This is a genomic window from Micromonospora globispora (assembly GCF_003857015.1).
Lineage (GTDB): Bacteria > Actinomycetota > Actinomycetes > Mycobacteriales > Micromonosporaceae > Micromonospora > Micromonospora globispora.
In genome coordinates, this window is the sequence record NZ_QGGF01000415.1 from 1 (window position 1) to 6,907 (window position 6,907).

The window sequence follows — 6,907 nt, forward strand, 5'->3', positions numbered from 1 at the left end:
TTCCAGCAGCCGGACGACCGCCGCGGCGATCGCCGACGGCGTGCCGTAGGCGGCCAGCCCGGCCGGCCCGATGACCTCGGGCAGCGCGCTGGCCGCGTTGGCCACCACCGGCGTACCGCAGGCCAGCGCCTCCAGTCCCGCCAGACCGAACGTCTCCACCGGGCCGGGCGCCAGCACCAGGTCCGCGGCCGCCAGCAGGGCGGCGACCGCAGACCGGTCGGGCAGGAAGCCGGCGAAGTGCACCGGCAGGCACGCCGACCGCCGGACCAGCGCACCCCGCAGCGGCCCGTCGCCGAGCATCACCAGCACCGCGGGTACGCCGGCCCGGCGCAACCGGGCCAGCGCGTCCACCGCCAGCTCGGGTCGCTTCTCCACCGAGAGCCGGGCGCAGTGCACCAGCAGCACCTCGGTCGTGTCGACGTACCGCTCGCGAAGGGTCGGGTCGGCGCGGTCGGGGTGGAACGTGGTCAGGTCGACGCCGAGCGGCACCACGTCGACGTCCGGCGCGCCGAGCCGCTCGAACTCCTCGGCGGCCCAGCGGGTGGTGCAGACGATCCGGTCGTACCGGTGCAGCGTCTGCCGATTGAGCCGGTCGGCGACCCGGCGGCCGGGCCCGGCGGGCAACCGCCACTGTCCGAGCAGGCCGGTGAGGCTCTCGTGGGAGACCATCACCGACGGCACCCCGTGCGCCCGGGCCCAGGCGCCGGTCCAGCGCAGCGTGCTCCGATCCGACACCTCGAGCCGGTCGGGAGCGAGTTCGGCGAGGATCCGGGCCACCCGGCGACGGTCGGCCAGCAGCCGGTATCCGCCGCTGCCGGGGACGAGGGGCCCGGGCAGAGTGATCACCCGTCCCCAGGGTTGCCGGGTGTCCGCGTACCGCTCGCCGGGGATCACCAGCACCGGGTCGTGACCTGCGGCCAGGTAGCCCTCGCCGAGGTGCCGCAGCGCGGTGCGGAGCCCGCCGGAGCGGCCGGTCACGAAGTTGGCCACCCGGACGATCCGCAGCGCCCGGCGCTCCCCGCCGGCCGGCTCCCTTGTCATCCCAGCGCCGACAGGCCTGCGGCCGGCGCACCGGCCAGGACCGCCCGGTAGTGCCCGACCAGCTCGTCCCCCACCGCTGACCAGCTGCGCCGGCTGACCGCCGCCCGGGCGGCCAGGCCGTACCCGGTCCGGCGGGCCGGATCGGCGGCGAGCTCCGCCACGGCGGCGGCCAGTGCGCCCCCATCGCCGGGCGGGACCAGCAGCCCGGTCACCCCCGACTCCACCAGGTCCACCGGGCCACCGCTGGCCGGCGCCACTACCGGCACGCCGCTGGCCGCCGCTTCCTGAAGGGTCTGCCCGAAGGTCTCGTGTGGCCCGGTGTGCACGAACAGGTCCAGGCTGGCGTAGAGCCGGGCCAGCGTCTCTCCGTGTTGGACGCCGAGGAATCGCACTCCCGGTAGGGCCCGCTCGAGCTGCCGTCGGGCCGGCCCGTCACCCGCTACCACGACCCGCACGCCCGGCAGCCGGGCAGTGTCCCGCAGCAGCTCAACTCGCTTTTCCGGCGCCAGCCGTCCCACGTAGCCCACCAGGACCTCCCCGTCGGGAGCCAGTGCCCTGCGCAGCGGCTCGCACCGCTTGGCGGGGTGGAACCGCTCGGCGTCGACGCCGCGGCGCCAGAGCCAGATCCGCTGGACCCCGTTGGCGATCAGGTCGGCGGCGGCCCGGGTGGAGGGCGCCAGGGTGCGCTGCGCGGAGTTGTGGATCTCCCGTAACCGCCGCCAGGCCGCCGTCTCACCCCACCCGACCCGGTACGCCCGCGCGTAGGAGGCGACATCGGTCTGGTAGACCGCGACGGCGGGTAGCCCGTGCCGCGCGGCCAGGGTCGCCCCCGCCGCGCCCAGGATGAACGGGCTGGCCAGGTGGACGACGTCCGGCTGGTGGGCGAGCAACGCGCCGGCCAGCCGCGCGGTGGGTACGCCGAGCCGGAAACCCTGGTAACGCGGGAGCGGCAGGCTGGGGATGCGCACCACCGGGTACGGCAGCCGGTCGGCGGCCCGGCTCCGCGCGCCGGCCGGAGCCGGGGCGATGACCAGTGGCTCGTAGCCCCGCGCCACCAGGTGCTCCGCGGTCCGGACGACCGAATGCGCCACGCCGTTCACGTCTGGCAGGAACGACTCGGTGACGATGGCGATCCGCATGGCCCGAGGGTGAAGGCCGCACTGGTGCACCAGGCGACCGGCCGCTGACCGGTCGGCGAACAGTGCGGCAACCCGGCGCGGCGTCGACCGTCAGATGTCGTAGCAGGCGCCGGCGCGGACCACCTCGAGCGGGCCGTCGTACGCGGCGGCGGCCGACTCCAGGGTGTGCGACTCGCTGCCCCAGGCCGCCACCAGGTGGGTGAGCAGCAGTCGGCCGACCCCGGCCTTGGTCGCCGCTTCGCCGGCCTCCCGACCGGTCAGGTGCAGGTCCGGCGGGTTGTCCACGCCGTCGAGGTAGCTGGCCTCGCAGAGGAAGACGTCGGCGTCCTGGGCCAGCCGCAGCAGCGCCTCGCAGGGCGCGGTGTCGGACGAGTAGCAGAGCACCCGGCCCTCGTGCTCCACCCGCACCCCGTACGTCTCGACCGGGTGGTGCATCCGGTCGACGGTGACGGTGAACGGGCCGATCGGGAAGGTGCCCGGCTGCAGGCCGTAGAACTGGTAGACGTCCTCGACCGTGGTGTCATCCGGCCCGTACGCGGCGGCCAGCCGGTCGGGCGCGCCGGAGGGCGCGTAGACCGGCAGGGGCGGGTACGGCCCGTCCGGGGCGTACCGGCGCACCACCACGTACGACACGGCGTCGAGGATGTGGTCGCAGTGCAGGTGGGTGAGGAGGATGGCGTCCGGGGCGTGCAGCCCGACGTAGCGCTGGAGGGTGGAGAGCGCTCCCGAGCCGAAGTCGATCAGCAGCCGGAACCCCTCGGCCTCCACCAGGTAGGCCGAGCACGGGGACTCCGGGCCCGGAAAGCTGCCCGCGCAGCCGAGGACGGTGAGTCTCACCGGGTCGCCCCGATGTGACACCCCGTAGTCGACACGCCGGCACCCGCCCCGCCGATGATCACTACCGACGCGTACGCCACGCTGCGCAGCCTACGCGTCGGCGCGGAAAGGCAAGAATCGTCCACGGCAAGATGTCACCAAGGCGACACCGGTACCCGTTCCGTGACCAGCCGGCCGGTCGGCGTCAGCGCCGGACCGGCCGACCGGACGGATCAGGCCCAGAGCTGCCCCTCCAGGGCGTCCTCGGCATCCGCAAGGGTGCCGCCGTACGCCCCGGTCGACAGGTACTTCCAGCCGCCGTCGGCGACCACGAACGCGACGTCGGCCCGGCGGCCCGCGCGGACCGCCTCGTGCGCCACCGCCAGCGCGGCGTGCAGGATCGCGCCGGTGGAGAACCCGGCGAAGATGCCCTCCACCTCGACCAGTTGACGGGTACGCAGCACCGCGTCCCGGGTGCCCACCGAGAAGCGCCGGGAGAGCACCCCGGCGTCGTAGAGCTCCGGAACGTACCCCTCGTCGATGTTGCGCAGGCCGTAGACCAGCTCGCCGTAGCGGGGCTCGGCGGCGACGATCTGGATGCCGTCGACCTTCTCCCGCAGGTAGCGCCCGGTGCCCATCAGGGTGCCGGTGGTGCCCAGGCCCGCCACGAAGTGCGTGATCGTGGGCAGGTCGTGCAGCAGCTCCGGCCCGGTCGTCTCGTAGTGCGCCCGGGCGTTCGCCTCGTTGCCGTACTGGTAGAGCATCACCCAGTCGGGGTGCTCGGCGGCGATCTGCTTCGCGGTGGCGACGGCCTGGTTCGAGCCGCCGGCGGCCGGCGAGAAGATGATCTCCGCGCCGTACATCCGGAGGAGCTGGACGCGCTCGGTGGAGACGTTCTCCGGCATCACGCAGACCAGCCGGTAGCCGCGGAGCTTGGCCACCATGGCCAGCGAGATGCCGGTGTTGCCGCTGGTCGGCTCCAGGATGGTGTCACCCGGGCGGAGCCGGCCGGACTCCTCGGCCGCGCGGACCATGAACAGGGCCGCCCGGTCCTTGATGCTGCCCGTCGGGTTCCGGTCCTCCAACTTCGCCCAGAGCCGCACCGGCGGTGCCCCCTCGGGCACCGTCGGCGAGAGCCGGGGCAGCCCGACCAGGGGCGTGCCACCGCAGGCGTCGAGCAGACTGTCGTACCGCATCGGAACCCGCCGTCAGCGGGCGGCGACGGCCGCGCGGTGGCCGGCGATCGCGGCGGCGGCGGCGAAGCCGAACGCGCCACCGGCGACGGCCGGCAGGATGGTCACGCTGTCGCCGTCGTTGAGCTTGGCGTCGAGCGCGCCGAGGAAGCGGACGTCCTCGTCGTTGACGTAGACGTTGACGAAGCGGTGCAGCGCGCCGGCGTCGGTGACGAGCCGCCCCTTGAGGCCGGCGTACCGGGAGTCCAGGTCGGTGAGGAGGTCAGCCAGGGTGTCCCCGGCGCCCTCGACGACCTTCGCGCCGCCGGTGTAGCTGCGCAGGATGGTGGGGATGCGAACCTCGATGGCCATGATGTCGTGCTCCTTGATGATCGGGTGTGCCACGGTGACGGGAAGGAAATGGGTGGGCCGGCGCTGAAAGGTCAGCGGCCGGAACACTCGTAGTCGACCGTCGCCGGGCTCTGCCCGAACATGTAGGACTGGACGGCATGCGGATCCACGGCGGCATCCACGATCCGGACCGGCTCCTCGGTCACCACGCCGTCGACGATCCGGAAGGAGCGGATCTCCTCCGTGTCGGGCTCGCGGGTCGAGACGAGCAGGTAGTGCGCTCCCGGCTCACCGGCGAAGGAGACGTCCGTGCGGGACGGGTACGCCTCGGTCGCGGTGTGCGAGTGGTAGATGACAACCGGCTCCTCGTCGCGGTCGTCCATCTCCCGCCAGACCCGCAACTGCTCCATCGAGTCGAACTCGTAGAACGTCATGGACCGGGCGGAATTCTCCATCGGGATGTGCCGGGTCGGGGTGTCGCTGCCGACGGGACCGGCGACCACACCGCACGCCTCGTCCGGGTGGTCCCGGCGCGCGTGGGCGACGATCGCGTCGACGATCGACCGGTCGATGCTCAGCACGTCGACCAGCCTAACGCCTGCCGGTGACCGGCTGCGAGGTGGCGACCGTCACGGCTCAGTCGATCAGGGCGTTGAGCAGGGATTCCTGCAGATAACCCAGGTACGCGTAGACCGATAGTTGGAACACCCGCGAGGAGGTCGGGTCCGCGGCGACCGCCTCGTCGAGCTCCTCCCCCAGGTCGGTGCCGTCCTTGATCTCCAGCCGCACGCCCATCGCCAGCCGGGCGTCGTTGAGCGCGCGCAGCCACGCCTCCGCCGCCTCGGCGTCGAGGCGTACCTCACCCCCGCCGCCGCCGGCCTCGTCGGGCAGCGCGGCGAGGATCGCCCCGGCCTGGTCGATCTTGGCCGTCTTGAGGTCTCCCTCGGTGTACCGGCGGAACTCGGCGGTGCTCGCCGAGTCGTCCGGGTAGACCTCCGGGAAGAGCCGGCCGACCACCGGGTCGCCGTGGTCGAAGCCGTCGGTGAGCAGGCCCACCACCTCCGAGGCGACCTTGCGCAGCACGCGGACCTCGTCGACGGCAAAGATGGCGACGTAACGGTCGCCCTGACGACGGAACATGCTCACAGTGCCATCCCTGTTCGCGACTGCGGGGCTCGCAACACCGGCCCACTCCTCGCGCTCACGACCGGTCCACCGTCGCCCAGAGCCCGTACGCGTGCAGCTGGGACGCGTCGTGCTCCATCCGCTCCCGCGCGCCGGTGGAGACAACGGCCTTGCCCTTGTGGTGCACGTCCAGCATGAGCTGCTCCGCCTTCTCCCGGCTGTACCCGAAGAGCTTCTGGAACACCCAGGTCACGTACGTCATGAGGTTGACCGGATCATCCCAGACGATCGTCACCCATGGCCGGTCGGAGACCGGCACCTCGTCGGTGTCCGGCGTCTCGACCGGCGCAACCTGTGGAGCCGCCATGCCCCCCATCGTGCCACCGGATTCGGCGAACCGATGAACCGGAACGCCCGGCCGGCCCGGATCACCCTCCGAGGAGGCGGCGAGCCGCCCGGGATCCCGGTCGACGGCCGCGACCTCAGGCGAGCAGGATGCCGTGATCGACAGCATCGGTGAGCACCGCGCCCAGCGAGAGGCGGATCACCTCGAAGCGGCGGGACACCTCCCGGGAGAGTTCAAGCTCGACCTCGCGCAGCGCCCGCTGCGCCCACGAGCGCGCGCTGTTCGGGTCGTCGTTACCCGGGCTGCGCCAGCGTTGCCAGCAGCCGCCGGAGAGCGCCACCCCGACCGGCGGGAGGACCTCGTCCCGCTTCGCCCCGGGGAAACCGGCCAGCGCGTCGAGGGCACCCGTGCCGCTCAGGCCGGCCACCCCGGCGGTGCTGGTGACCAGGAGCACCCGGTCCAGTTCGCGGCCGGCGGGGTGGTCGGCCAGACCCCACCGGACGGCGGCGGCGAGCCGGTGGCGTACCCCCTCGGCGAGGGGTGCGCCGAAGACCGGGCCGGCCACCTCGTCGATGATGTCCCGCACCGCCTGGTCGCACTGCGCCGTGGCGAGCAGCGACAGGGCCTCCAGCTCCCGGTCGAGCAGCTGCGACAGCCCGGCGCACCCGACCCCGAAGACGATCTCCTGCACCACCCGCAGGTGGATGTTCGCCAGCTCGAGGGCGAGGTGCTGGCGGATCCGCTGGGCGCAGGAGCGCACCCGGCGGTCCAGCCGTTCGGCGAGGTCACCCGTCTCGATGCCGGGGCGGACGCTCACCCGGCCGTGCGAGCCCGGCAGCACCGGTGGCTGGGCGCTGGCCCGGCGCAGCCCCTCGTCGGCGGCCCAGCCGACCAGCGCCCGCCGGAGCGGGCCGTGG

8 protein-coding genes and 1 pseudogene are annotated in these 6,907 nt (G+C 73.4%); all 9 read right to left on the minus strand.

What is annotated here, in order from left to right:
* On the minus strand, positions 1 to 1,041 hold a 1,041-nt coding region (locus DKL51_RS22455; RefSeq protein ID WP_124812450.1), incomplete at its 3' end, for a glycosyltransferase.
* A complete protein-coding gene (locus DKL51_RS22460; protein ID WP_109946284.1) occupies positions 1,038 to 2,180 on the minus strand; it encodes a glycosyltransferase family 4 protein in 1,143 nt (380 codons plus the stop codon). The genes DKL51_RS22455 and DKL51_RS22460, both read right to left, overlap by 4 nt.
* Before the next feature lie 90 nt (positions 2,181 to 2,270).
* Positions 2,271 to 3,017, minus strand: a complete 747-nt coding sequence (locus DKL51_RS22465; protein WP_109946283.1) for an MBL fold metallo-hydrolase — start codon at positions 3,015 to 3,017, stop codon at positions 2,271 to 2,273.
* Positions 3,018 to 3,229: 212 nt separating this feature from the next.
* Entirely contained in the window at positions 3,230 to 4,192 is a 963-nt protein-coding gene (locus tag DKL51_RS22470) for a PLP-dependent cysteine synthase family protein (RefSeq protein ID WP_109946282.1), read from the minus strand.
* A 12-nt stretch (positions 4,193 to 4,204) separates the two neighbouring features.
* Positions 4,205 to 4,540, minus strand: a complete 336-nt coding sequence (locus DKL51_RS22475) for a MoaD family protein (RefSeq protein ID WP_124812451.1) — start codon at positions 4,538 to 4,540, stop codon at positions 4,205 to 4,207.
* A gap of 71 nt (positions 4,541 to 4,611) precedes the next feature.
* On the minus strand, positions 4,612 to 5,100 hold the full coding sequence (locus tag DKL51_RS22480) for a M67 family metallopeptidase (RefSeq protein ID WP_109946281.1): 489 nt from the start codon (positions 5,098 to 5,100) through the stop codon (positions 4,612 to 4,614).
* 55 nt (positions 5,101 to 5,155) lie between these two features.
* Positions 5,156 to 5,659, minus strand: a complete 504-nt coding sequence (locus tag DKL51_RS22485) for a DUF2017 domain-containing protein (protein WP_185734885.1) — start codon at positions 5,657 to 5,659, stop codon at positions 5,156 to 5,158.
* A 61-nt stretch (positions 5,660 to 5,720) separates the two neighbouring features.
* Positions 5,721 to 6,011 carry an ATP-dependent Clp protease adapter ClpS gene (clpS, locus tag DKL51_RS22490; RefSeq protein WP_109946300.1) on the minus strand — a complete coding sequence of 97 codons (291 nt, stop codon included), beginning with the start codon at positions 6,009 to 6,011 and terminating at the stop codon, positions 5,721 to 5,723.
* Between the two features lie 115 nt (positions 6,012 to 6,126).
* Positions 6,127 to 6,907: pseudogene (locus DKL51_RS36965) on the minus strand (P-loop NTPase family protein); the annotation flags it as partial.

What these genes read in the sequence shown, in the direction of transcription:
- DKL51_RS22460 (WP_109946284.1), bottom strand. Translation starts at nt 2,180, where the DNA reads ATGCGGATCGCCATCGTCACCGAGTCGTTCCTGCCAGACGTGAACGGC.
- DKL51_RS22470 (WP_109946282.1), bottom strand. Translation starts at nt 4,192, where the DNA reads ATGCGGTACGACAGTCTGCTCGACGCCTGCGGTGGCACGCCCCTGGTC.
- DKL51_RS22475 (WP_124812451.1), bottom strand. Translation starts at nt 4,540, where the DNA reads ATGGCCATCGAGGTTCGCATCCCCACCATCCTGCGCAGCTACACCGGC.
- DKL51_RS22485 (WP_185734885.1), bottom strand. Translation starts at nt 5,659, where the DNA reads ATGTTCCGTCGTCAGGGCGACCGTTACGTCGCCATCTTTGCCGTCGAC.
- clpS (WP_109946300.1), bottom strand. Translation starts at nt 6,011, where the DNA reads ATGGCGGCTCCACAGGTTGCGCCGGTCGAGACGCCGGACACCGACGAG.